Below are 23,269 nucleotides of genomic sequence, written 5' to 3' on the forward strand. Positions count from 1 at the left end.
ATTGCGGAAGCGAGTATCTATACTGCCAAACAACTTGCAAATGCAAATAACCGCTACTCGCTGAGAGGCGACAAATTGCCGTACATGCGCACAAGCATCTGCTTGAGCACTTTGACCTCGTCGGCGCTGAATCCGGCCGTTACCACCCGCTCGAACAGCACGCCGAGCGGAATGGTCTGCGAGGCGAGCTGGGCGCCCGGGGGAAGGAGATGGATCTTGACGGAGCGGGCATCGGCGTCATCGCGCCGGCGGGCCACGAGTCCCTTGTCTTCGAGGGAGGTGATCAGTCGCGACAGGGTGGAGACATCGATGCTGGTGTGCTCGGCGAGCTCGAAGATGGCCTGCTGGTCCTTGTGCGACAGCGATGCCAGCACCCGGTAGCCGGGCAAGGTGATGTCGAACTGGCGCAAGTACTTGGTGAACGCGACCCCGATGCCAACGCCGGCACGGTTCAGCAGATAGGGCACCGACTGTTCGAGGTCGAAGCCCTCCGGGACGACGGGGGCGGCCGGCGCGCCACGCGTGGAGGTGCTGGTTTTTCCGGCAGCGGGCCGGGGGGATTTTTTGGTCGGCTTCATGCTGGCGTCGGTGGCTGCGGCAGCAGCGTCGCGTAGTCGGTGCGAAGTGAATCTTAGCATGCGCATGCATGCAGTCCTGCGCGCCGTGGACGCGTCGGATGCAACTACTGGAGGAGACTGTCATGAGTTGGGAAAAGGCATGGGTGGCCTCGCCGGGCGATTTGACCGGCCGCAAGCTCGAGGCGCTGGATTTCGATCCGCGGGACTTGCGCAACGCGCTCGGGCGATTCGCGACGGGCGTATGCCTGGTCACGACGCAAGGGGTGGATGGCAAGCGCGAGGGCCTTACCGCAAATTCGTTCAGCTCGGTCTCGCTTGAGCCGCCCATCGTGTTGTGGAGCCTGCGTCGCGGGGCGGGCAGCCTCGCCACGTTCATTGCCGCGGAGCATTTCTGCATCAACGTGCTGCATGCGGAGCAGATCGATATCTCCAGGCACTTCTGCCGGCCGCAGATGGACAAGTTCGAGGAGGTGGCAGAAGCCTTCGAGAGCGGAATTGGCGGGCTGCCCAGGCTCAAGGGCGCGCTCGCCACGTTTGAGTGTGAGCGCGTCTCGCATCAGGTAGTCGGCGACCACGTAGTGTTCTACGGCCTGGTGCGTCGCTACACCTATTCCGATGCCAACCCCCTTGCTTTTCATGCCGGCAACTATGCCTGCCTGCAGTCGGCCTGACGGCGACACCACCCCTTTCGATCGGATATAACCATGGATCGTACAAGTACCTCATTGACGGAGGCGAAGGTGGCTCCGCGCGTGGTTCCCGCAGAAGTGGCCGCCTGGTGTGCGCTGGTAGCGCTGCTGGACGGATTCGATACGCAGGCCATCGCCTACGTTGCTCCCGTGCTGGCCGAGGTGTGGCGCGTGCCGGCGTCGTCCTTCGGCATGGTGTTCGCCGCGGGTTTGCTAGGTCTGACCGTTGGCACGTTGTTTGTCGGCCCGTATGCGGACAGGGTCGGGCGAAGGCCCGTGATCATCGCCTCGACGCTTATCTTCGGCGCCTTCGCGCTCGCGACGGCGTATGCCAGCTCCGTTCCGCAACTGCTCGTGCTGCGTTTCCTGACCGGCATCGGGCTGGGCGGCGCCATGCCGAACCTGATCGCGCTGACGTCGGAAGTGTCGTCGCCGGGGTACCGGGCGCGGATGGTCACCATCATGTTCTCCGGCTACCCGCTCGGCGCCGTGGCGGGCGGCTTCGCCAGCGCTGCGCTGATCGGAAAATTTGGTTGGCAGGTCGTGTTCTTCCTTGGGGGCGGTTTGCCACTGCTGGTGGGGCTGGGACTGCTGCTTCGCTTGCCTGAGTCTCCGAGTTTTGGCACACCCTCTGTCAGTCATGCCGCCCACGCGCATGCGCCGGCCGAAACGGCGCGCAGCGTGGTGGAGTTGTTCGGCACGGAATTCCGTCGGACCACCTTGCTGGTGTGGCTGGCGTACTTCTGCACGCTGCTGGTCGTGTTCACCATGACGGCGTGGATGCCAACGCTGCTAAAGCAGAAGGGCATGAGCGTGTCCCTGGCCATCGTCACCACTGCACTGCTGAATCTTGGCGGCGTGTTCGGCGGTGCGCTGCTGAGCGTTTCCACCCGGCGCTTCCACGCCTTGTCGCTGATCGCGCTCTCGTATGCAGCGGCCGTGGGCGGGATCGTGGTGGTGGCGAGCGGCGACAGTACGCAATTGCTGATGGTTGCCACGTTCCTGACGGGCGCCGGACTGGTCGGTTCCCAGTTGCTGATGAATGGCGTGGTTACGGAACTCTATCCGACGCGTATCCGCGTGACTGCCGTGGGTTGGGCGCTGGGGATAGGGCGTGTCGGGACAGTCGTCGGGCCGTTGATCGGGGGCTTCTTCCTGGCTCAAGGATGGGGCTACCTGGCAATGGTTGCCTGGATGGCCGTGCCCGCGGCCGTGGCGGCGATCGCAGTGCTGTCACTGCGTCGGCTGAAGCCGAGGGCGACGGCAGCACACTGACGTCTCCGAAGCCTATCGCCGCGATTCGTTGCCAGTTAACCCACTTCTTCCATTCGACCGCCAGGCCGCTCTACCTGAGCGCCCTGGCGATTTCACTGATATAGGGATCGGCCACGCCTCGTTCGTTCAGGGCATCATCCAGCGCGCGAATGTAGTCGGCATTGGAGCCAAACACCCCTGCAGCGTTGGCAGCCAGCCTGAGCACCGTCGGCACGGTCGAATCGGCCTCGTATAGCGCTTGCTCGGCATTCACCACGAAGACAATGGCCGTCACGACCTCACCGGTGCCAAGCACGAGGGGACCCCAGGTCGGGCGGTAGACCCCGCTTGCCATTTCTCGCGCCCAAAGCAGGCGGAGTTCGGTCAGGGCCTGGTCTTCATGAAGCTGGTAGGCGATCCCTTGCGTCGTGCCACCTGCCTCAAGGCCGAGAATGCGGCCCGGCTGCTCAGGCTGCCCCGGGCCGAGATGGTGCGAATGGAAAAAACGCCGGTGCCAGCCTTCCAGCGTTGCGGTTTGCTGCGCGGCGAACTCCATCAGCGGGTTCCAGATCAGGGAACCGTAGGCAAACACCCACATGGCACGGACGGGACGCCAGCAGCGTGTTGAGAGAACGCTGGAGCTGTTCATCGGTCCACTCCAGTTCCGCCGGCATCGACAGGATGCTGCGGATACTGCCATCGACAAGTTGATCTCGGGTCAGTTTGCTCATCGTGCTCGATTGGTGGTTCGGAGGCGGGGGCATCCTAGTCTGGTACGACAATATGGTGTCGGGTACCGTCGACATGGCCTCTAAGAGATCGGGGTATTTGTGAGGTCAGTTTCCATATACGTAATGATATTGACATAAATTATCGGGTCTCCTAGGATGGGCCTGGCTGCAAAGATAGCGCCAGCCTGGCATCTGCCGGCGCGGCGCGAGCGGCAGATCGACGAGGCATTCCCACAGGAACCCATCATGAATTTCACCAACATCGAGTTGACCCTCAATGAGGGCGTGGCGACGATTACGCTGAACCGGCCGGACAAGCTGAACAGCTAAGAATTGAGTCGTCAATTTCTTCTTTTGTGACGTTGCCGGCGCTGTCGATCAAGGGACCCGGGCACGTTGCAGCCGGAGCAAAGCGCCTACAATTGGCCTCCGATCCCTATCGCCGCGATTCGTTGCCAGCCATCTCCGTTTCCCCGTTCGGCAGCCTGCTCGGCGACATCGCCGACTGCCGCGCGTGCACCTTGCCACATGAGCCGCGCCCAGTCGTGCGCGCCACTGTCGGCGCACGCCTGCTGATCGTTGGCCAGGCGCCCGGGCGGCGCGTACACGAAACGGGGATTCCATGGAACGACCCCTCCGGCGATCAATTGCGCACCTGGCTACAACTGACGCCTGAGCAGTTCTACGACGCCAGTCGGGTGGCGATCGTGCCGATGGGGTTCTGTTATCCGGGCAAGGGCAGCCACGGCGACCTGCCACCGCGGCGCGAATGCGCGCCCCTGTGGCATGCGCGGCTGCTTGAATTCATGCCCGATATCCGCCTGACGCTGCTGGTCGGCCGCCACGCGCAGGCGTATTACCTGAAAGGCAGGAGCAAGCCGACGCTCGCGGACACCGTTGCGGCATATGCCGACTATCTGCCGCAGTGGATGCCGCTGCCGCACCCGAGTCCGCGCAACCGCTTCTGGCTGCGCCAGAACCCATGGTTCGAAGCGGACGTGGTACCAGTGCTGCGGCAGCAGGTGGCGATGACGCTGGCGGATTGACCCGGGCAGCGCCATCAGCATCCATCAAGTCCCGGACGATCCCACCAGCGGCGCTCCGTACATTGCCCGCCACGACCGCCGCCGGGTACACCGGGTTCAGCATCGTGATCCTGTGCCACCAGCCGAAGTGCTGACCCATGCCGCGGCCAAGGTGGTGAGCAGGCGTGCTCCGAGTTTGGCAAGGAGATCAGCCAGAGCTTTATCGGCGTGCTGTGTTGAGGGCCTGGGCGGCGCAGGGCTGCTGCTGACGGACCGGATCCGGATTGTTCAATCCACTAAACAGTAAATCGAGTCAACGTCGATTGTTGCCGGCCTGACCCGCTCCTACACTCGAATCCTCAACAGTCCACACGAGGAGCACGAGATGAGCGCAGCGCACAGCTATGACGATGAACGCGATGTCACCCACTACATCGGCGGGCAACGAACCACGGGCGAAGCCACGCGCCGCCAGGAAGTCTTCAACCCGGCCACGGGCGCGGTAGCGCGCCACGTGGTCCTCGGCACCCGCGGTGATGTCGAGTCCGCCGTCGCCGCCGCGGCCCGGGCGTTCCCCGCCTGGGCGCAAACGCCGCCGATCCGTCGCGCACGGATCATGCAACGCTTCCTGCAACTGATGAATGCGCGCCGCGATGAGCTGGCCGCGATCATTACGGCCGAGCACGGCAAGGTCTTCTCGGATGCGCAGGGCGAGGTGGCGCGAGGCATCGATGTGATCGAGTTTGCCTGCGGCATCCCGCAGTTGCTGAAGGGCGACTACACGGACCAGGTCAGCACCGGCATCGACAACTGGACGCTGCGCCAGCCGCTGGGCGTGGCCATTGGCATTACGCCGTTCAATTTCCCGTGCATGGTGCCGTGCTGGATGTTCCCGGTCGCGATTGCCGCGGGCAACACCTTTGTGCTGAAGCCCAGCGAACGCGATCCGAGTGCAAGCCTGATGATGGCCGAGCTGCTCGCCGAAGCCGGGCTGCCCGCCAGCGTCTTCAATGTCGTGCAAGGCGACAAGGACGTGGTCGAGGCACTGATCGACCATCCGGAGGTGAAGGCGGTCAGCTTTGTCGGCTCCACGCCGATTGCGCAATCGATCAGCGAGCGCGCCAGCCGTGCGGGCAAGCGGGTGCAGGCGCTTGGCGGTGCCAAGAACCACTTGGTGGTGATGCCTGATGCCGATATCGACAAGGCGGTGGATGCGCTGATCGGTGCTGCCTACGGCTCCGCGGGCGAGCGTTGCATGGCGGTGTCGGTTGCGGTGCTGGTGGGCGATACCGCCGAGCGGCTGATTCCCGTGCTGACGGAGCGCGCCCGCAACCTGAAGATCGGCAACGGCGTGCGCCCGGAGGTGGAGATGGGCCCCGTGGTCACCCGTGCGGCGCTGGAGCGTATCGAAGGCTATATCGGGCTCGGCGTGGAAGAGGGCGCATCGTTGCTGCTGGACGGCCGTGGCTTGCGTGTCGACGGGCACGAGGCGGGCTTTTTCACCGGGGCGACGCTGTTCGATCACGTCAAGCCCAATATGCGGATCTACCAGGAAGAGATCTTCGGTCCGGTGCTTGGTTGTGTCCGCGTCAAGGACTTTGCCGAGGCCGTGGCGCTGATCAACGCGCACGAGTATGCCAACGGCGTGTCCTGCTACACGAGCGACGGCGGCATTGCCCGCGCCTTCTCGCGGCAGATCGAAGTCGGCATGGTCGGCATCAACGTGCCCATCCCCGTTCCCATGGCCTGGCATGGCTTTGGTGGCTGGAAGCGCAGCCTGTTCGGCGACATGCATGTCTACGGGGAAGAAGGCGTGCGCTTCTATACCCGCCAGAAGTCGGTCATGCAGCGCTGGCCGGACAGCATTGCCAAGGGCGCGGAGTTCGCGATGCCCACTGCCAAGTAAGGGAGGCGATGCGTGCCAGCGGCATCACCGGCAGTGATGGATAGCATCACCAGATATCGTTGTACATGAGGTCTGGCGCGACATAACTTAGTGGGGACCCCCGCCCTCCGCGGGGGCAACCCCCGGGGCCATGCGAACCGATGGCCCGCCCCGAAGCACTCGACCGACATAGGCGAGGCTCATAAGGAGGAGACATGCCTGACACGATTGCTTATTCCAGCATTCGCACCCACGCAATCTTTGCAGAGCTGGTCACGCGCCGGAAGCGGCTGGTGGTCCTGCTGTCGCTGCTGACGATTGTTCCCTACTACCTCTTCGTCATGGTGGCCGCCGTGAGCCCGGAGACGCTGGCCAGGCCGATTTCCGCGCAGAGCAGCATCACCGTAGGCTGGCCGGTCGGCATCGTGATGATCGTCGGCGGCTGGCTCCTGACCGGCCTGTATGTGCGGCGCGCCAACGGTGAGTTCGATCGCCTCAACAAGCAACTGCTGGAGGAGACGACGAAATGAGGTCCAATGCGAAGTCAGCCGTGGCCGCCGCCTCGTTGCTATGGGCGGCCGCTGCCGAGGCGGCGCCAGGCGCGCTGCAAGCGGTGCAGAAGCAGCCGACCAACAGCGTCGCCATTGTGATGTTCCTGGTATTCGTGGTCGCGACACTGGGCATCACCTATTGGGCGGCCGCGAAGACCAAATCCCTTAACGACTTCTACAACTGCGGTGGCGGCATTACGGGATTCCAGAATGGCCTTGCCCTGGCCGGCGACTATATGTCGGCGGCCGCGCTGCTCGGTGTCACGAGCACGATCTTTGCCAAAGGCTACGACGGCTTTATCTACTCGATCAGCTTCTTTATCGCGTGGCCGTTGCTGCTGTTCCTGTTCGCGGAGAAGATCCGCAATCTCGGCAAGGTGACCATCGCCGATATTGCCTCCTATCGGCTGGACCAGGTGAAGATCCGGACCTTCATGTCCTTCGGCTCGCTGACCATCGTCTGTTTCTACCTGGTCGTGCAGATGGTCGGTGCCGGGCAACTGATCCAGCTCCTGTTCGGTCTCGAGTACAACTACGCCGTGATCGGCGTAGGGCTGCTGATGATGATCTATGTCACGTTCGGCGGCATGGTGGCGACCACGTGGGTACAGATCATCAAGGCGATCCTGCTGCTGGCGGGCGGCACGTTGCTCGCCGTCCTGGCGCTCTGGAAGTTCAATTTCTCGTTCGAGTCATTGCTGGCCGAGGCCGTGGCGAGCCACAAGGATGGCGTGAAGATCCTTGCGCCGGGCACGCTGGTATCGGACCCGCTCTCCATGCTGTCGCTGTCGGTGGGCCTGGTGTTCGGTACGGCGGGGCTGCCCCATATCCTGATGCGGTTCTTTACGGTGCCGGATGCACAGGAGGCCAGGAAGTCGGTGTTTGTCGCAACCGGGTTCATCGGGTTCTTCTACCTGGTGGTGGCGGTGCTTGGCCTTTCGGCAATCGTGATCGTCGGACGGGATCCCGCGTTCTATGAAGGTGGAATCCTGGGAGGAAAGCTGATCGGCGGCAGCAACATGCCGGTCATGCACCTGGCCAAGGCACTCGGTGGCGACCTGCTGCTGGGCTTCCTCTCGGCGGTAGCCTTCGCGACCATCTTCGCGGTGGTTGCCGGCCTCACGATGGCGGGCACGTCGGCGGTTTCGCACGACCTGTACGCCAAGGTGATCAAGAAGAACCGGGCCAGCCCGGCGGCTGAGATGCGTGTCTCGCGCGTGGCCTCGGTATCGATCGGCATGGTCGCGGTTGCCCTCGGCATCCTGTTCAAGGACCAGAACATCGCGTTCCTGGTGGCGTTGGCCTTCGGGGTCGCGGCATCGGTCAATTTCCCGATCCTGGTGCTGTCGATCTATTGGAAAGGCCTGACGACACGCGGCGCGCTGATGGGCGGCATCGCAGGACTGGTCTGCGCGGTCGGGCTCGTGGTGCTCTCGCCCGCGGTCTGGGTCAAGATCCTGGGCTTCCGGCACGCAGTCTTTCCGTACGACTATCCGGCGCTGGTATCGATGAACGTGGCACTGCTGGTCACCTGGCTGGGATCGGTCACTGACCGCAGCGCGCGGGCCGACCGGGAACGCAGCGCCTATGAAGACCAGTTTGTCCGCGCGCACACCGGCATTGGCGCGTCCGGTGCGGTGAGTCACTAATCGGGAGCAGGAAATGCAGATGAAGGATACCGGGCTGCGGTTCTCGCCCATTACGATCGTATTGCACTGGCTGATCGCGGCGACGGTGGCGTTCATGGTCTGGCTCGGCTTGTCGGCAGGCCAGCTGGAGGCCGGAGCGGGCAAGGCCGAGCTGATCGGGCTGCACAGCACGCTGGGGACACTGCTGTTCGTGGTCGCCAGCTACCGGCTGTGGGCGCGGCTCACTTCCTGGCATCCGCTTCCGGTCGGCTCGCCCAATCCCATCGAGGTGATGATAAGCCGCTCGGTTGCCGTGGCGCTTGCGCTCGCGCCGGTGCTGTTGCCGCTGGATGGCTGGCTGGCGATGTCAGCCGCTGGCGATGTGGTGCGGCTGCCCGGCGGGATTGCGCTGCCCGCGCTGATGGCGCCGAATGCCGACGTCGAGTATGTGGCGAAGCTGCTCCACAAGATCGGTGCCTATGCGTTCCTGGCAGGGCTGGCGCTGCATATCTTCGGTGCCATGAAGAATCACTTCGTTCTCAGGAACGACACGCTGAAACGTATGCTTGGCAAGCAAGTGGAGCTCTGACGATGAAGCATGACAATGTACCGACCCGCGGCATGAGCCTCGCAGCCGCGCTGTGCGATATCGAGTACCCGGTGTTCCAGGCCGGCATGGCGGGAATATCCGGGCCTGCGTTGGCCGCTGCCGTATCGAATGCTGGCGGCCTGGGGCATCTGGGCGGGCTCCGCCTTCCGCCCTTGGCGCTACGCAAGTGGATACGGGAGACCAGGGCGCTGACGGACAAACCGTTTGGCGTGAATATCGTCCCGTCCTTCGGCGGCCCGGAGGTATTCGAAGCGCAGTTCCGCGTCATCCTGGAAGAAAAGCCGCGTGTCGTCTCGCTCTTCTATGGCGATTTTGCGGAGATGATTCCCCGCGCGAAGGCGGCCGGCATCACGGTGATCGTGCAGGTCGGGTCGGTGGCGCTCGCCAGGCAGGCAATCGCCTGGGGCGCGGACATCGTGGTGGCCCAGGGGGCGGAAGGCGGCGGGCACCTCAACCAGGGAACCATTGGCGTGTCGTCGCTGGTGCCCGCCTTTGTCGAGATCGCCGAGGGGCGCCCGGTACTGGCCGCGGGCGGGATTACCAACCGTGCCGATGTCAGGGCCATGCTGGAGGTGGGGGCTGCGGGCGTATGGGCCGGGACTGCCTTCGTCGCGGCGACCGAGTCGCTCGCCCATGACCTCTACAAGCAGAAGATCGTCGAGGCCACCATCGACGATACCGAGTACCGCACCGGCTACTCGTTCGGGTGGCCGTTCGGCACGCCGCACCGGGTGATTCCGAACCGGAAGAAATGGAACCTGGTCAAGTACGTCGGCGGCGGCGCCCGGGTGATCGACAAGCCAGAGATGGCGGAGAAGTTGTCGCTGTATGCAGGGCAGGGCGTCGGGAAGATCCATAGCGTCGCTCCCGCCCGGGAGCGTGTCGCGGAGCTGGTCGCGGGATTCTCTTCGTGGCAGGTCGGGGACACTGCAAGTACGCTCCAGGCACTACCCGTGGCTGCCTGAGCTGGCGGCACTATCAACGGCTGACCCTGGCGATCGTCAGGGTCAGTGGCAAGACTACCGCGGGCTAGCCGTCTGCTCATGCGCGACGCTCACCATGGCGCGCAGCGCCGACGTTTCGAAGCCGTCCTTGCGGCGAATGAACACCGTGGCGACGTTGGCGAACGCATCGGGCAGGCGGTGGCACGCAATCAGGTCGCGCGATTCATGGTGCTCGACCACCGCCTTCGGCAGGATCGTGATCCCCATGCCCGCGGCGGTGCAGGACAAGATGCCGTCCAGGGTGCCAAGTTCAAGGATCTGTCCCGGAATCAGCCCGGTCTGATAAAGCCATTGCTCCAGCGTGGAACGATAGAAGCAGCCAGATCGAAACACGAGCACGGTCTGCTGCGTCATCTCCGTGGTGAGTTCGGCGAGGGTCCGGTACTTGTTGCTGCTGACCAGGACCAGTTCCTCGTTGAGGATCGCTTCCTGATGGAGCGCGGGATTCTGATGGAATCCGCCGACAAAGGCGCCGTCCAGGCGATGCGTCTCGACCGCCTTGATCAGTTCCGCCGTGGTGCCTGTGGTCAGCGACAGTTGCACGCGAGGATATTTCTTACGGTAGGTGGCCAGCACCCTGGGAAGCCGGACGGCGGCGGTGGTCTCCATCGATCCGAGCCGCAAGGTGCCGGTCGGTATGGTGTCGTCAAGCAATGCGTTGCGGCTTTCCTCCGTCAGCTGGAGGATCCGCTGGGCATAGCCAAGGAAGGTCTGTCCTGCGGAAGTGAGGGTGATACCGCTCTTGTGCCGGATAAAGAGCGGCTGCTGCAGTTCGGTCTCCAGCTCTTTCACCCGCATGGTGATGTTCGACTGCACGCAGTGCACGACTTCCGCGGCCGCGGTAAAGCTGCCGCATTCCGCGGCGGCACAGAACATCTTCAGTTGGCGCAACTCCATGTTTCAATCCTTTGATCAGTGTGATCTAGACCGGAGATTCGGATGGTTAAACCTATGGCAGATGTCGTCGTCGATGCCCTCTTTGCGGGCGGCATCGGCATTCTCGGGGAGGAGGGCCATCGCAGCGGCATCTTCAAACGGCGGGTAGAAGGCGACGTGCACGTCTTTGCAGAGGGCATCGTCGGTGACGAACAAGCCGATCGGCGCGTCCATGGCGGGCCGGAAAAAGCGATGCATCATTTTGCAGCGGAGAACTATGCAAGCCTGGCTTCATTTTTTCCGCAGATTGCGGATGCACTGGTGCCGGGCAGCCTGGGCGAGAATATTTCGACGTCCGGGCTTACCGAACGCAATGTGCATATCGGCGATATTTTCCGGGTTGGCGGCGTGACGCTGCAAGTGTCGCAGCCGCGCGCCCCTTGCTGGAAGATCAATCATCGCTTCGCGACCGAAGGCGTATCACTTGTGGTTGCCCGGGAACGGATGACCGGCTGGTATTACCGCGTGATCGAAGCCGGAACGATCCGGGCAGGCGATCCGCTGGAGCTTGTCAGGAGAACGTCAGAGCGGTTTTCCATCGACGAGTTCTGGAACGTGCAGTCGGCGCATTCGCCGCGGATCGAGGACATGCTGGAACTGGCTGCGGTTGACGGGCTCGCGCACGACTGGAAGGTGCGCCTGACGGAGCGGGTGCGCTGGATTCGCGAGCGTCGCCAGGCTCAGTCAGGCGGGTGATTCAGGGGGACAGGCCCACACGCATCACTTCTCACGTCAGGCCAGTTCTTTCCCCAGCGCCGCCATCCGCTCAAGCGCCTCCTTCGTTTCCGCCTTCAGCTGCGCAACCAGTTCACCGGCCGGAATGGACCGGGCCAACGGCGCCGCCTGGCCCGCCCACTGCGCCGCGTATTCGGCGCTGCCCTGTGCCTTGGCGGCGGCGTGAAGCGCCTTGCCGGCGTCGTAGGCGATCGGATAGTCGGGAATCGCGGGTGCGCCGGCGGCAATGCCGAGTTCCGTGAACCGGTTCATGAAGCCCCTGGCCGCACGGCCGGAGATCGCGCGGGTGAGTGTGGTCGGACGCGGGCTGGGGGCGGTCAGCGCCGCGCGATAGGCCGCGTCGGCGGAGGACTCGGGGCAGGCGACGAATGCCGTGCCGAGCTGCGCGGCTTCCGCACCGAGCGCCAGCACCGCGGCAATACCGGCGCCGTCCATGATCCCGCCCGAGGCAATCACGGGAAGCTGCGTGTTTCGCACGAGGACGCGCACCAGTGCCAGCGTCCCGAGGCCCTCGTCATATCCGCTCGTGTCAAAGACGCCGCGGTGCCCGCCCGCTTCGATCCCCTGCGCGACGATGGCGTTGACGCCCGCGGCCTCGGCCTGGCGGGCCTCTTGCAGCGACGTGGCGCTGGCCAGCAGGACGATGCCGGCGGCGCGCAGCGCGTCGATCTTCTCCTGGGCAGGGAGGCCGAAATGGAAGCTCACCACTGCCGGCTTTTCTTCCAGCAGCATGCGGAACATCGCATCGTCAGCCACAAAGCTCTTGTAGATTTCCCGCAGGCTCGTGGGTGCCGTGCCGCCATGCTCGGCGAAGTGCGAGGCGAGGTAGTCCAGCCACGCTTTCTCGCGCGCGACATCGGCGTTCGCCGGGGCATGGCAGAACAGGTTGATGTTGAACGGCTTGCCGGTCAGGGCGCGCGTCTCGCGAATCGCCTTGCGTGCGGCTTCCGCGTCCATCGCGCCGACGCCGAGTGAGCCCAGGCCGCCCGCCTCGGAGACGGCGGCCGCCATGGCCGGTGTGCTGACGCCGGCCATCGGAGCCTGGATGATGGGCGTGGAAATGCCCAGGAGCGAGCGCAGGTCGCGGGGCTTGTTCGGTGGCGTTGCGGTGTTCATGGCAGTGCTTCCTGTTTGAACGGATTGAAGTACCAACGTTTTTCCTGGCGCTGTGAAACGGCGGCGGTGATTACGCCATCTCACAGCCTCTGCGTTCCTGCCTGCTGCATGGTCGGCCAACTAGTCATGGCGCAACTCCCGCAGGAACGCTTCATACGCCGACGTCGTGAACCCGGAGCGCCTGACCAGGAAGGTGTGGACAGGCCGCACGGGCACGGTCTGGAGTTCGGTCACATCCCGGTGCAGGGCCAGCAGCGAGCGCGGCAGGATCGCCACGGCCGATCCCGCGGACACGTAGGCCAGGATGGCGTGATAGGAGGGCATCTCCACGACCGAAAGCTGGCGACGGATATCGTCGCCGGCTTGCTGCAGCCAGTCCTCGGCACATTGCCGGTAGGTGCAGCCGCGCGCGAAGGCCGCGAGGAACCGCAGGTTCACATCCTGCGGCCGGCGCACCTTCGGGTGGCTGGCGGGCAGCACCAGGACCAGTTCCTCGGTCTGCAGGAAGATGCCGTCGAGTCCCTCGCCGAGTTCGGCGATATCGAGGTTGCGCGGCGCCGCCGTGCCCGGGTGGGCCACGACCGCGCAATCGAGCGCGTGACTGAGCACGCCGTCGACCAGGGCCTGCGTCGTGCCCGTTGAAACTTTCAGCTCGACGTCCGGCCAGGCCGCATGGAAGCGCCCGAGCGGCTTGGGCAGCAGCGTGGCCGCGGAGCTCTCCATCGACCCGACGCGCAGGACGCCGGTCGGGGCATTGGCGCGCATCGACTGCCGTGCCTCTTCCGCCAGGGCCAGCAGTTGCTCCGCATAGCCGAGGAGCCGGTGCCCCTCCGGCGTCAGGGTCATCTTCTTGCTGTCGCGTTCGAACAGGGTGACGCCAAGGCTCTCTTCGAGCTGCTTCACGCGGGTCGTGACGTTCGACTGCACGCGTTCAAGCGCCCGGGCCGCCCGGGTGATGCTCTGTTCGCGTGCAACGGTCCGGAAGATCTCAAGTTCAGCTAGATCCACGCTATTGACGACACCGGGTGTCGTTCTCATTATGGGAATTAAGTTAAGACAAGTATTGTTTTTTGAGAACGAAAAGTCAAGGCTCCGCGGCGCCGCGCGCGGGAGCGCTGGCCTCCGGCCGGCAGCGCCCGTCAGGCGCTGACCGAAAAACCGTCCTTCATTGTCTGCTTGAGGTAGTCGACAAAGCTGCGCACGGCACGCGGCACGAACGGGCTGTAGGGCCGGATCGCAAAGATAAAGTCGCCAAACGCGCCGGCGGCCCGCCATCCTGGCAAGACCCGGACCAGCTTGCCGCTCGCCAGGTCGGCCTGCGCAGTGAAGTCGGGGACCAGGGCGATGCCCAGGCCGTTCAGCGCGGCATCCCGCAACGCCTCGCTGTTGTTCGCCGCGAAGCAGCCGTGAATGCCCACGCTCTGCCGGCTGGCGGCGCCACGGGTGGGCACGAAGCTCCAGCTCGGCTGCTCACCGCGGCGGAAGTAGTGCAGGCAATTGTGGTCCGCCAGGTCGGCGGGTGACTGGGGATTGCCGGACCTCCGCAAGTAAGCGCGCGAGGCCACCAGCACGGCCTGCGTGCGGCACAGGGTCCAGGCAATATGCGTATCCGGCGCGGTCGATGAGTGCCGCACGGCGAGATCGAAGCCTTCCCGGGCCAGCGAAGCAAAGCTGTCGGAGAGTTCGATCTCGATCCGCACCTGAGGGTGGGCGTCGAGGAAAGCCGGCAGGCGCGGCACCAGCTGTTGCCGGCCCAGCGCCACCGGAGCCGTTACGCGCACCAGGCCGCGCGGGTGGCCGATGGCATCGGTCACATCGCTGAAGCCTTGCTCGATGGTTTCAAATGAGCCCCGCGTGGCGTCGACCAGCTTCTGGCCGGCCTCCGTCAGGCGCACGCTGCGGGTGGTGCGCTGCACCAGCGCAACGCCGGCGGCACGCTCGAGCTCCGAGATGCGCAGGCTCATGGCCCCCTTGCTGATGCCGAGCTGGACCGCGGCCGCGGTGAAACTGCCAGCCTCGCTCAGCTTGATCAGGCTGTGCAGCTGGGGCCAGAGGGTGTCGAGTTTTTCGTAGCGCATCGTTCATTGTTCAGTCAGGTGAACGATGGCGTCAAGCAACACCCTTAGTCTTGCCGGCCTACTGCTTCGCCACCGCCTCCGGCGGCATTCCCCAGCCGCCACCAAGGCTGCGCACCAGCGACACGGTCGCTGCCGCGCGCAGCCCGGCGACCTGGTTGGCCTCGCGTTGGGCCTGCAGCACCGTGCGGTCGGCGTCGATCACGGTCAGGTAGTCGACGGCGCCTGCGTCATAGCGGCTGCGCGAGATGCGTTGCGCACGTTTCGCGCCGGCCAGTGCGCTGTCGAGCGCAGTCCCTTGCTGGCTCAGCCAGCGCACGTCGGCCAGGCTGTCCTCGACCTCGCGGAAGGCCACCAGCACGCTCTGGCGGTAGCGCGCGATGCTTTCCTCGTGCGCGGCGCGCGCGCCGGCCAGGTTGGCGCGGTTGCGGCCGCCGTCAAAGAGGGTCTGGGCGATGGTGGAACCGACCAGCGGTCCGAGCAACCAGGCGCGCGACGACCACTTGAACAGGTTCGACAGATCCGCCGACTCGAAGCCGAACAACCCGGTCAGCGTGATGCGCGGGAAGAACGCGGCCTTGGCCACGCCGATGGTGGCATTGGCCGCGGCCATCTGGCGCTCGGCCGCGGCGATGTCGGGACGGCGTTCGAGCAGTTCCGACGGCAGGCCCGCCGGAATCGCCACGGGTTCGGTATCGAGCGGGTGCGCCGCCAGCGTGAACTGCGCGGGCGCCACGCCCGTCAGCACGGCCAGCGCATGTTCCTGGTTGGCGCGGCGGCGCTCGATGCCAGCCAAGTCGGCGCGTGCGTTGCCGAGTTCGGCTTCGGCGCGGGCCGGATCGAGGTCGGTGGTCTCGCCGGCGTCGTAGCGCTTCTTCAGCAGCGACAGCGCATCCTCGCGCAGCCGGATGGTCGCCTTGAGCAGTTCGCGCTCGCTGTCGAGCGTGCGCAGCGCGAAGTACGCCTGCGCGGTGTCGGCCTGCAGCGCCAGTTGCACGGAGCGATACAGGTCCTCGGCAGCTTCGCCTTCGGCGCGTGCTGCGTTGACGCTGCTCGCCACGCGGCCGAACAGGTCAAGCTCATATGAGGCAAACGCACGCGCCTTGAGCACGGTTTGGGCGCGCACGGGCGTGCCATCGGGCAGGCCGCGCGATGCCGCCGACGGCTGCGAACGCGTCGGATCGAGGCCGAGGCTCAGCTGCGGATACAGGTCCGCTTCCGTCGCGCCGGTGAAGGCCCGCGCCTGCTTCAGCCGCGCCGCGGCGGCAGCCAGGTCCTGGTTGTAGGTGCCGGCAGCTTCGATCAGGCGGTCGAGATCGGCATCGCCGAAGACCTTCCACCATTCCCCGCGCTGCTGGCCTTCGGCCGGCGTGGCGGTCTTCCATTGCGCGCCTTCCGTGACGGCCGCCTCGGCTTCCTTGAACGCCGGTGCGGTCGCCGTCTCGGGCACCTTGTAGGTCGGTGCCAGCGAGCAGCCGGCCAGCACCAGCGCGGCGGCCAGGGTTGCAAGCTTCGGTAGGTATTGCTTGATCACGTTGTCCATGTCGATCACCCTTACTCCGCAGACGCCACGACTTGCGCGGCCGACGCTTCCGGCGCGGGCGCCGGGCGGCGCTGGCCGCGCGTGGCCAGCAGCCGGAGCGCGACGTAGAACACCGGTGTCAGGAACAGCCCGAAGAAGGTCACGCCGAGCATGCCGGCGAACACGGCCACGCCCATTGCATGGCGCATCTCCGAACCGGCACCGCTCGAGACCACCAGCGGCACCACGCCCATGATGAAGGCGAACGAGGTCATCAGGATCGGGCGCAGGCGCAGCCGGCTGGCCTCGATCGCGGCCTGCACGATGGTGCGGCCGTGGTGCTCCAGTTCACGGGCGAACTCGACGATCAGGATCGCGTTCTTCGCCGACAACCCGACCAGCACGATGAAACCGATCTGCGTGAAGATGTTGTTGTCGCCACGCGTGAGCCACACGCCGGTGATGGCTGCCAGCAGGCTCATCGGCACGATCAGGATCACCGCCAGCGGCAGCGTCAGGCTCTCGTATTGCGCAGCGAGCACCAGGAACACCAGCAGCACGCACAGCGGGAAGATCCACACGCCCGCGTTGCCGGCCAGGATGTCCTGGTAGGTCAGCTCGGTCCATTCGAAGCCGATGCCCTTGGGCAGCGTCTCGGCGGCGATCCGCTCGGCGGCCGCCTGCGCCTGGCCCGACGAGAAGCCGGGCGCGGGACCGCCGTTGATATCGGCCGCCGTGAAGGCGTTGTAGCGGATCACGCTGTCCGGGCCAAAGCTCTGCTTCACCTTCACCAGCGACGACAGCGGCACCATGTCGCCGTTCGCGCTGCGGGTCTTCAGCTGCAGGATGTCCTCAGCGTGCTGGCGGAACTGGGCGTCCGCCTGCACCCGGACCTGGTAGGTCCGGCCGAACTTGTTGAAGTCGTTGACGTAGGCCGAGCCAAGGTAGGTCTGCAGCGTGTCGAACACATCGGTCACGGGCACACCCAGCTGCTTGGCCTTGGTCCGGTCGAGCTGCACGTCGAGCTGCGGCACGTTGATCTGGTAGTTGCTGAAGACACCGGCCAGCTCGGGCGTGGCACGCGCCTTGGCCAGGTATGCCTTGGTCGCATCGAACAGCGCGTCATAGCCGAGCGCGGCGCGATCCTCGATGATCATCTTGAAGCCGCCGATGGTGCCGAGCCCCTGCACGGGCGGCGGCGGGAACACGCCGATATACGCATCCTGGATCGACGCAAACTGCTTGTTCAGGCTGGCCGCGATCGCCTTGCCGGACAGCTCCTTGCTCTTGCGCTGCTCGAACGGCTTGAGCGAGACGAACAGGATGCCGGCGTTCGGGCTGTTGGTGAAGCCGTTGATCGACAGGCCCGGGAAAGCCACCGCCGATTGCACGCCCGGATGCTTGAGTGCGGTCTCCGACATGCGGCGGATCACGTCCTCGGTGCGGTCCAGCGTGGCGCCATCCGGCAGCCGGGCAAAGCTCACCAGGTACTGCTTGTCCTGCGCCGGCACGAAGCCCTTGGGCACGAGCTGGAACACGCCCCAGGTCAGCGCCAGCATCACCGCGTAGACGCCGAACACCGAACCCTTGCGGCGGATCACCCCCTTCACGCCACGGCCATAGCCTTCGGCGCTGCGGCCGAAGAAGTGGTTGAAGCGCTTGAAGAAGCCGCCAAACACGCGGTCCATCCAGCGCGACAGCCAGTCCTTGGGCGCGTCGTGGCCGCGCAGCAGCAGTGCCGCCAGCGCCGGCGACAGCGTCAGCGAGTTGAACGCCGAGATGATGGTCGAGATCGAGATCGTCAGCGCGAACTGCTTGTAGAACTGGCCGGTCAGGCCGGTCATGAAGGCCAGCGGCACGAACACGGCGATCAGCGTCAGCGCGATGGCGATGATGGGGCCGCTTACCTCGTGCATGGCCTTATAGGTCGCTTCCTTAGGCGTCAGTCCTTCCTCGATATTGCGCTCGACGTTCTCCACCACCACGATGGCATCGTCCACCACGATCCCGATGGCCAGCACCAGCCCGAACAGCGACAGCGCGTTGATCGAGAAGCCGAACGCATGCATCAGCCCGAAGGTGCCGACGATCGACACCGGCACCGCCAGCAGCGGGATGATCGACGTGCGCCAAGTCTGCAGGAACAGGATCACCACCAGCACCACCAGCGCGATGGCCTCGAACAGCGTATGCACCACCGCATCGATGCTGTGCTGGACGAATCGGGTGGGGTCGTAAGCGATGCGGTAGTCGAGGCCCTCCGGGAAGTTCTGCTTCAGCTCCTCCATCGTTTTGCGCACGTCTGCCGAGATCTGCAGCGCGTTCGAGCCCGGTGACTGGAAGATCGGCAGGCCCACCGCGGACTGGTTGTCGAGCAGAGAGCGCAGCGCGTACTCCGACGCACCGAGCTCGATGCGCGCGATGTCCTTGAGGTAGGTCACCGCACCGTCCGCCGAGGTCTTGACGATGATGTCGCCGAACTCCTCCACGGTCTGCAGGCGGCCCTGCGCGTTCACCGACAGCTGCAGGTCGGTGCCGGGCAGCGACGGCGATTGCCCGATCACGCCGGCCGCCACCTGCACGTTCTGCTCACGGATGGCCTTGACCACGTCTGAAGCGGCCAGGTGCCGTTCGGCGAGCTTCTCGGGGTTCAGCCACACCCGCATCGAGTAGTCGCCCGAGCCGAACAGCTTGACCAGGCCCACACCCTGGATCCGCGCCAGGCGGTCCTTGACGTTGATCACCGCGTAGTTGCGCAGGTACGTCATGTCATAGCGGTTGTTCGGCGAGACCAGGTGGACCACCATGGTCAGGTCCGGCGAGCTCTTGACCGTGGTGATGCCCAGGCGGCGCACGTCTTCAGGCAGGCGCGGCTCGGCCTGCGCGACGCGGTTCTGCACCAGCTGCTGGGCCTTGTCCGGATCGGTGCCGAGCTTGAAGGTCACCGTCAGCGTCAGGTTACCGTCGCTGTTGGCCTGCGACGACATGTAGAGCATGTCCTCGACGCCGTTGATCTGCTCTTCCAGCGGCGTGGCGACGGTTTCGGCGATCACCTTGGGGTTGGCGCCGGGGAACTGCGCGCGCACCACCACCGAGGGCGGGACCACTTCCGGGTACTCCGAGATCGGCAATTTGAACACCGAGATGGCGCCGATCAGGAAGATCAGCACTGACAGCACGCCCGCAAAGATGGGGCGGTCGATAAAGAATTTCGAGAGGTTCATCTTGGTCTCGGGAAAGCGGTCCCCCTGGTGCCCGCCATGGCGGGCCATCAACTGCTTGGGGAACGATAAAAACTACGGACGCTCGGTCTGCGAGCTCAGGCGATTGCCAGGGGCGACGGCATTGAATGTTCATCAGGCCGGTCCCCTCTCCCCTCAGGGGAGAGGGCTAGGGAGAGGGGTGGTTTAAGCACCGGCACTTCGCCGAAGCTCCTGCCCTCTCCCGCAGCCCCTCTCCCGCAAGCGGGAGAGGGGAGCAAACCATCGGCTCGCATGACTGATACTCAGCTCACCCGCTTCGCGTCGGCATCGCCTTTCTCGCTCGCAGCCTGCCTGCGATCCGGCGAAACCCCGCGCGGTTCCAGCTCGCGGCGATAGGCCATCGCCACGCTCTTCGGCACCACCGTATCGCCCGGCCGTACGCGCTGCAGGCCGTTGACGACGATGGTCTCGCCCGGCGCCAGGCCCTTGCGGATCACGCGCAGGCCATCATGCGTCGGCCCCAGCTCCACTTCGCGGTACGCGAGCTTGTTGGCCTTGTCGGCGACCAGCACGAACTTCTTGCCCTGGTCGGTACCGATTGCGCGATCGTTGACCAGCACGGCCGGGTGGGGCGCGCCGCCACCGAGCCTGACCTTGCCATACAGCCCCGGCAGCAGGCGGCCGTCTTCGTTGTCGAAGACCGCGCGCACGCGGATCGTGCCGCTGCGCGGATCGAGGCGGTTGTCGACCGACTGGATCTTGCCTTTGTGCGGATGGCCGTCCTCGTCGGCCAGGCCCAGGTACACCGGCAGGCCGTCCTTGCCGCCGGCGGCGCCCGGCGCGGTGTAGCGCAGGTAGCTCTGCTCGTCGACTTCGAAGGCCGCATACACCGGCGACACCGACATCAGCGTGGTCAGCGGTGGCGCGGCGGCACCCGCGGCCACCAGGTTGCCCACGGTGATCTCCGCACGCGATACCTTGCCCGTGACCGGCGCGACGATACGCGTGTAGCCCAGGTTCAGCCGTGCCGCTTCCAGCGCGGCCTGCGCGCCGCGCACGTCGGCCGAGGTCTCGCTGGCGGCGTTGATGCGTTCGTCGAATTCACGGCGCGAGATTGCGTTGTCGTCGAGCAGCCTCTGCGCGCGCGCCTTCTCGGTCTGTGCGTGCGAGGCCCGCACCTGTGCCGCCGCGAGCGCGGCTTCGGCGCGCGCCACTTCCGCGGCATATGGGCGCGGATCGATGGTGAACAGGGGATCGCCTTTCTTCACGATCGCGCCGTCGCGGAAATGCACCGCTTCGATCGTGCCGGATACGCGCGGCCTGATTTCCACGCGCTCCACCGCTTCGAGCCGGCCGGAGAATTCATCCCATTCCGTGATGGTCTGGCCAACCGTGGTTGCCACTTCCACAGCGGGAGCGGGCGGCGGCGTGCTGGCCTGGGCTTGCGCGCCCTGGCCGGGGCGCAGCAGCGTGGTGGCGACGCCCACGCCGGAAATTGCCACGATGGCAACGGCGATCAGCGCACGTCGGGGTTTGGGATTCATCCTGCTGTACTCCATGTTGCGTTTGGCTTCGTCGGCGAGCGGTCCCGGCATCGGCTGGGAAAGAGCCGGCGGTGTGTCATCCGTCGTTACAGAATATACGTATGAAAATCATAGTGTCAAGGTAAGCTTTTGGAGGGAACCTACAAGAACGCGGAAAAGATGGGGCTACGATCCACTTTTATCGCGATCGACGTTGGCGATCCAGATGCTATGAATTTGATAGCAAATGGGCTGTGCTAGCCGGTATTTGGCGCGAATTGGCCGCTTGCAGGGCTCCAAAGGCAGGGAGCGGCACCCTGGAGGCGCCGCGCGCCGCACTTGTTCCCCCATGTATCAATTCCTGTGTGCCCCGGCGGGTTTATCGGCCTGGCGCCGCTTCCTATAGTTCGACCCAAGGCAGACGGCGGGACTGAGCGCCGCGAGCCAGTGAACCGAACCCCCGCAACCGAAACGCATTGCGCCAACCAGGAGTCATCATGTCCGTCGAATCGAAACTGGCTGCACGTGGGCTGAAGCTGCCGCCGCCGCCGCAACCGCTGGGCAGCTATACGGCCGTCAGCCGTGCCGGCGACTTGCTGTTTATCTCGGGGCAGTTGCCGCTGCAGGATGGCAAGGTGGCCTGGCAAGGGCAGGTCGGCAAGGACCTGACGGTCGAGCAGGGCAAGCAGGCGGCGCAGTTGGCGGCGCTCAATGTCCTCGCGCAGATCGATGCCCATCTGGGCGGATTTGACCGCCTGGACCACATCGTGCGGGTCGAGGGTTATATCAGCAGTGCGCCGGGCAATGTCGACCAGCCCGCGGTGCTGGACGGGGCCTCGGACCTGTTTGCCGACTTGCTCGGCGACAAGGCCGGGCATGCGCGCGCCGCGTACGCTCCGGCGCAGCAGCCAGGCAATGCGGCGGTGATCCTGGTGGTGATCGCACAGGTCAGGGACTGAGCACGGTCCTGCGGCACATCAGCGCGACCCGCGCCTAGTCGGCGAATTTCTCTATCAGGAAATCGACAAAGGCGCGCACGCGCCGCGAAACGTGGCGCGCGTGCGGATAGAGCAGGACAAAGGGACGGGTATTGCCGCCGAACTGCTGCAGCACTTCCACCAGCGAGCCTTCACGCAGGTCCTGTTCCACGACGAAGCGGTAGGTCTGGAACAGGCCGGCGCCAGCCCGTGCCAGCGTGGCGCCGCCGAGCGCGTCTTCCGACGTGCCATAGGAGCCCGTCGTCGCGATCTCGATTTCTTCGCCCTCCAGCCGGAAGGTCCACGGCAGCCGGCGGCCGCTGCTGGGGCGCTCGAACTGGATGCACTCGTGCGCATGCAGTTCTTCCAGCGTCTGCGGCGTGCCGTGCCGCCGCAGGTAGGCCGGCGATGCCACCACCACCATCTCCGCGTCTTCCAGCTTGCGGGCGATCAGCGTCGAATCGTCCGGTGCGCGGCCGCGCACCGACAGGTCGTAGGTGTCATCGGCGAAGTCGACGTTGCGGTTGCTGATATGCACGTCGATCTCGACCTCGGGATAGCGTTCGCGGAACGCGGGCAGCACCGGCAGCACGCGGTAGTGCGCATAAGGCGTCGGCAGGCTGATGCGCAGCCGCCCGGCGGGCGTGGCGTGCTGGCCGCTGATCTGCCGTTCGGCGTCGACCAGCTGCGCCAGCGCGGTGCGGCTTTGCTCGTAATAGGACCTGCCTTCATCGGTCAGCCGGATCTGCCGCGTGGTGCGCACGAACAAGCGCACGCCCAGCCGTTCTTCCAGCCGCGAGACGCTGCGGCTGACGGCGGCCGGCGTCACGCCGGCCGCAACCGCCGCCGCGGTGAAACTGCTGAGTTCCGCCGCCAGGCAGAACAGTTCGATGCTGCCCAGTTGCAGATCGTCGAATTGGCGCTTCATGGTCTGTGACACCGTGTCATGACGGTTGCCGGCTGGCTGCGGTCCATCGCGGACGGGCAAGGCCGGCACCTTGATTTGCTGACATTCTAGGACGTCTCTGGCTTTGCCGTGCGCGCCATCGGCGGGCCGCTCGCGCCGTGGCTTGTTACACGGTGTATGGCCACATGTTCCACCCGCATGGTTTTTCCGTACCGGCCCGACACCTACATTGCTTCCAAGCGCTGCTTCGGCGCGCGAACCGAAAGGCAACATGATCCAACTCATCAAACGTCTGCTCGTCAACGGCTTCGGCCAGGCGA

Annotated in this window: 21 protein-coding genes; 11 read left to right on the forward strand and 10 right to left on the reverse strand. The window is 65.2% G+C overall.

Features of this window, described 5'->3' with window-relative positions; all coding sequences use genetic code 11:
• Window positions 1-53: 53 nt before the first annotated feature.
• Complete coding sequence (locus K307_RS31760) at window positions 54-578, reverse strand: MarR family winged helix-turn-helix transcriptional regulator (protein WP_051975243.1); 525 nt, start codon at window positions 576-578, stop codon at window positions 54-56.
• A gap of 122 nt (window positions 579-700) precedes the next feature.
• Here K307_RS31760 and K307_RS31765 point away from each other — a divergent pair, with 122 nt between their 5' ends.
• Window positions 701-1,249 carry a flavin reductase family protein gene (locus tag K307_RS31765; RefSeq protein WP_155301305.1) on the forward strand — a complete coding sequence of 183 codons (549 nt, stop codon included), beginning with the start codon at window positions 701-703 and terminating at the stop codon, window positions 1,247-1,249.
• A 33-nt stretch (window positions 1,250-1,282) separates the two neighbouring features.
• Window positions 1,283-2,542 (forward strand): MFS transporter, encoded by a 1,260-nt coding sequence (locus tag K307_RS31770; RefSeq protein WP_042884915.1) that lies wholly within the window; start codon window positions 1,283-1,285, stop codon window positions 2,540-2,542.
• 70 nt (window positions 2,543-2,612) lie between these two features.
• Here the strand turns inward: K307_RS31770 and K307_RS31775 are convergent, their stop codons facing one another.
• Window positions 2,613-3,170, reverse strand: coding sequence for a gamma-glutamylcyclotransferase (locus tag K307_RS31775; protein ID WP_196251629.1), 558 nt, complete (start codon window positions 3,168-3,170; stop codon window positions 2,613-2,615).
• Window positions 3,171-3,408: 238 nt separating this feature from the next.
• Here K307_RS31775 and K307_RS49935 point away from each other — a divergent pair, with 238 nt between their 5' ends.
• The 7 genes from K307_RS49935 to K307_RS31805 all read left to right on the forward strand — a co-directional run bounded on the left by K307_RS49935 (window position 3,409) and on the right by K307_RS31805 (window position 9,916).
• Window positions 3,409-3,582, forward strand: a complete 174-nt coding sequence (locus tag K307_RS49935) for a hypothetical protein (RefSeq protein ID WP_230626199.1) — start codon at window positions 3,409-3,411, stop codon at window positions 3,580-3,582.
• A 122-nt stretch (window positions 3,583-3,704) separates the two neighbouring features.
• A complete protein-coding gene (locus K307_RS31780; RefSeq protein WP_080745434.1) occupies window positions 3,705-4,298 on the forward strand; it encodes a uracil-DNA glycosylase family protein in 594 nt (197 codons plus the stop codon).
• 364 nt (window positions 4,299-4,662) lie between these two features.
• On the forward strand, window positions 4,663-6,183 hold the full coding sequence (locus tag K307_RS31785; RefSeq protein ID WP_042884916.1) for a CoA-acylating methylmalonate-semialdehyde dehydrogenase: 1,521 nt from the start codon (window positions 4,663-4,665) through the stop codon (window positions 6,181-6,183).
• 194 nt (window positions 6,184-6,377) lie between these two features.
• The gene (locus K307_RS31790; protein WP_042884917.1) at window positions 6,378-6,692 is read left to right on the forward strand and encodes a DUF485 domain-containing protein; all 315 of its coding nucleotides are present in this window, start codon (window positions 6,378-6,380) and stop codon (window positions 6,690-6,692) included.
• Window positions 6,689-8,362, forward strand: a complete 1,674-nt coding sequence (actP, locus tag K307_RS31795) for a cation/acetate symporter ActP (protein ID WP_051975245.1) — start codon at window positions 6,689-6,691, stop codon at window positions 8,360-8,362. The genes K307_RS31790 and actP overlap by 4 nt, the downstream gene beginning before the upstream one ends.
• A gap of 19 nt (window positions 8,363-8,381) precedes the next feature.
• Entirely contained in the window at window positions 8,382-8,930 is a 549-nt protein-coding gene (locus K307_RS31800) for a cytochrome b (protein WP_230626201.1), read from the forward strand.
• Between the two features lie 2 nt (window positions 8,931-8,932).
• A complete protein-coding gene (locus tag K307_RS31805) occupies window positions 8,933-9,916 on the forward strand; it encodes an NAD(P)H-dependent flavin oxidoreductase (RefSeq protein ID WP_051975246.1) in 984 nt (327 codons plus the stop codon).
• A 54-nt stretch (window positions 9,917-9,970) separates the two neighbouring features.
• Here K307_RS31805 and K307_RS31810 read toward each other — a convergent pair whose 3' ends face one another.
• Complete coding sequence (locus K307_RS31810) at window positions 9,971-10,852, reverse strand: LysR family transcriptional regulator (protein WP_042884919.1); 882 nt, start codon at window positions 10,850-10,852, stop codon at window positions 9,971-9,973.
• A gap of 54 nt (window positions 10,853-10,906) precedes the next feature.
• Between K307_RS31810 and K307_RS31815 the strand changes: the two genes are divergently transcribed.
• The gene (locus tag K307_RS31815) at window positions 10,907-11,587 is read left to right on the forward strand and encodes an MOSC domain-containing protein (RefSeq protein WP_042884920.1); all 681 of its coding nucleotides are present in this window, start codon (window positions 10,907-10,909) and stop codon (window positions 11,585-11,587) included.
• 36 nt (window positions 11,588-11,623) lie between these two features.
• On the opposite strand, the gene K307_RS31820 is transcribed toward K307_RS31815, so the two are convergent.
• The 6 genes from K307_RS31820 to K307_RS31845 form a co-directional block, all read right to left on the reverse strand.
• Window positions 11,624-12,742, reverse strand: a complete 1,119-nt coding sequence (locus tag K307_RS31820; RefSeq protein ID WP_042884921.1) for an NAD(P)H-dependent flavin oxidoreductase — start codon at window positions 12,740-12,742, stop codon at window positions 11,624-11,626.
• A 120-nt stretch (window positions 12,743-12,862) separates the two neighbouring features.
• On the reverse strand, window positions 12,863-13,750 hold the full coding sequence (locus tag K307_RS31825) for a LysR substrate-binding domain-containing protein (RefSeq protein WP_042884922.1): 888 nt from the start codon (window positions 13,748-13,750) through the stop codon (window positions 12,863-12,865).
• Between the two features lie 131 nt (window positions 13,751-13,881).
• Complete coding sequence (locus K307_RS31830) at window positions 13,882-14,820, reverse strand: LysR family transcriptional regulator (RefSeq protein WP_042884923.1); 939 nt, start codon at window positions 14,818-14,820, stop codon at window positions 13,882-13,884.
• Between the two features lie 58 nt (window positions 14,821-14,878).
• Entirely contained in the window at window positions 14,879-16,360 is a 1,482-nt protein-coding gene (locus K307_RS31835) for an efflux transporter outer membrane subunit (RefSeq protein ID WP_042887637.1), read from the reverse strand.
• Between the two features lie 11 nt (window positions 16,361-16,371).
• Window positions 16,372-19,563: an efflux RND transporter permease subunit gene (locus K307_RS31840; RefSeq protein WP_042887638.1), complete on the reverse strand. Its 3,192-nt coding sequence runs from the start codon at window positions 19,561-19,563 to the stop codon at window positions 16,372-16,374.
• Window positions 19,564-19,844: 281 nt separating this feature from the next.
• The gene (locus tag K307_RS31845) at window positions 19,845-21,086 is read right to left on the reverse strand and encodes an efflux RND transporter periplasmic adaptor subunit (protein ID WP_042887639.1); all 1,242 of its coding nucleotides are present in this window, start codon (window positions 21,084-21,086) and stop codon (window positions 19,845-19,847) included.
• A 476-nt stretch (window positions 21,087-21,562) separates the two neighbouring features.
• Between K307_RS31845 and K307_RS31850 the strand changes: the two genes are divergently transcribed.
• A complete protein-coding gene (locus K307_RS31850) occupies window positions 21,563-22,024 on the forward strand; it encodes a RidA family protein (RefSeq protein ID WP_042884924.1) in 462 nt (153 codons plus the stop codon).
• Between the two features lie 34 nt (window positions 22,025-22,058).
• Here the strand turns inward: K307_RS31850 and K307_RS31855 are convergent, their stop codons facing one another.
• Window positions 22,059-22,970: a LysR family transcriptional regulator gene (locus K307_RS31855; protein ID WP_042887641.1), complete on the reverse strand. Its 912-nt coding sequence runs from the start codon at window positions 22,968-22,970 to the stop codon at window positions 22,059-22,061.
• Window positions 22,971-23,269: the final 299 nt, after the last annotated feature.

The sequence above is a fragment of the Cupriavidus necator A5-1 genome (genome assembly GCF_000744095.1).
Classification (GTDB): Bacteria; Pseudomonadota; Gammaproteobacteria; order Burkholderiales; family Burkholderiaceae; genus Cupriavidus; species Cupriavidus necator_A.

Bases quoted from the DNA above. Each gene is read 5' to 3' on its own strand.
- K307_RS31760 (WP_051975243.1), bottom strand. From the start codon at position 578: ATGAAGCCGACCAAAAAATCCCCCCGGCCCGCTGCCGGAAAAACCAGC.
- K307_RS31765 (WP_155301305.1), top strand. From the start codon at position 701: ATGAGTTGGGAAAAGGCATGGGTGGCCTCGCCGGGCGATTTGACCGGC.
- K307_RS31770 (WP_042884915.1), top strand. From the start codon at position 1,283: ATGGATCGTACAAGTACCTCATTGACGGAGGCGAAGGTGGCTCCGCGC.
- K307_RS31775 (WP_196251629.1), bottom strand. From the start codon at position 3,170: ATGAACAGCTCCAGCGTTCTCTCAACACGCTGCTGGCGTCCCGTCCGT.
- K307_RS49935 (WP_230626199.1), top strand. From the start codon at position 3,409: ATGGGCCTGGCTGCAAAGATAGCGCCAGCCTGGCATCTGCCGGCGCGG.
- K307_RS31785 (WP_042884916.1), top strand. From the start codon at position 4,663: ATGAGCGCAGCGCACAGCTATGACGATGAACGCGATGTCACCCACTAC.
- K307_RS31790 (WP_042884917.1), top strand. From the start codon at position 6,378: ATGCCTGACACGATTGCTTATTCCAGCATTCGCACCCACGCAATCTTT.
- actP (WP_051975245.1), top strand. From the start codon at position 6,689: ATGAGGTCCAATGCGAAGTCAGCCGTGGCCGCCGCCTCGTTGCTATGG.
- K307_RS31800 (WP_230626201.1), top strand. From the start codon at position 8,382: ATGAAGGATACCGGGCTGCGGTTCTCGCCCATTACGATCGTATTGCAC.
- K307_RS31805 (WP_051975246.1), top strand. From the start codon at position 8,933: ATGAAGCATGACAATGTACCGACCCGCGGCATGAGCCTCGCAGCCGCG.
- K307_RS31810 (WP_042884919.1), bottom strand. From the start codon at position 10,852: ATGGAGTTGCGCCAACTGAAGATGTTCTGTGCCGCCGCGGAATGCGGC.
- K307_RS31815 (WP_042884920.1), top strand. From the start codon at position 10,907: ATGGCAGATGTCGTCGTCGATGCCCTCTTTGCGGGCGGCATCGGCATT.
- K307_RS31820 (WP_042884921.1), bottom strand. From the start codon at position 12,742: ATGAACACCGCAACGCCACCGAACAAGCCCCGCGACCTGCGCTCGCTC.
- K307_RS31830 (WP_042884923.1), bottom strand. From the start codon at position 14,820: ATGCGCTACGAAAAACTCGACACCCTCTGGCCCCAGCTGCACAGCCTG.
- K307_RS31835 (WP_042887637.1), bottom strand. From the start codon at position 16,360: ATGGACAACGTGATCAAGCAATACCTACCGAAGCTTGCAACCCTGGCC.
- K307_RS31840 (WP_042887638.1), bottom strand. From the start codon at position 19,563: ATGAACCTCTCGAAATTCTTTATCGACCGCCCCATCTTTGCGGGCGTG.
- K307_RS31845 (WP_042887639.1), bottom strand. From the start codon at position 21,086: ATGAATCCCAAACCCCGACGTGCGCTGATCGCCGTTGCCATCGTGGCA.
- K307_RS31850 (WP_042884924.1), top strand. From the start codon at position 21,563: ATGTCCGTCGAATCGAAACTGGCTGCACGTGGGCTGAAGCTGCCGCCG.
- K307_RS31855 (WP_042887641.1), bottom strand. From the start codon at position 22,970: ATGAAGCGCCAATTCGACGATCTGCAACTGGGCAGCATCGAACTGTTC.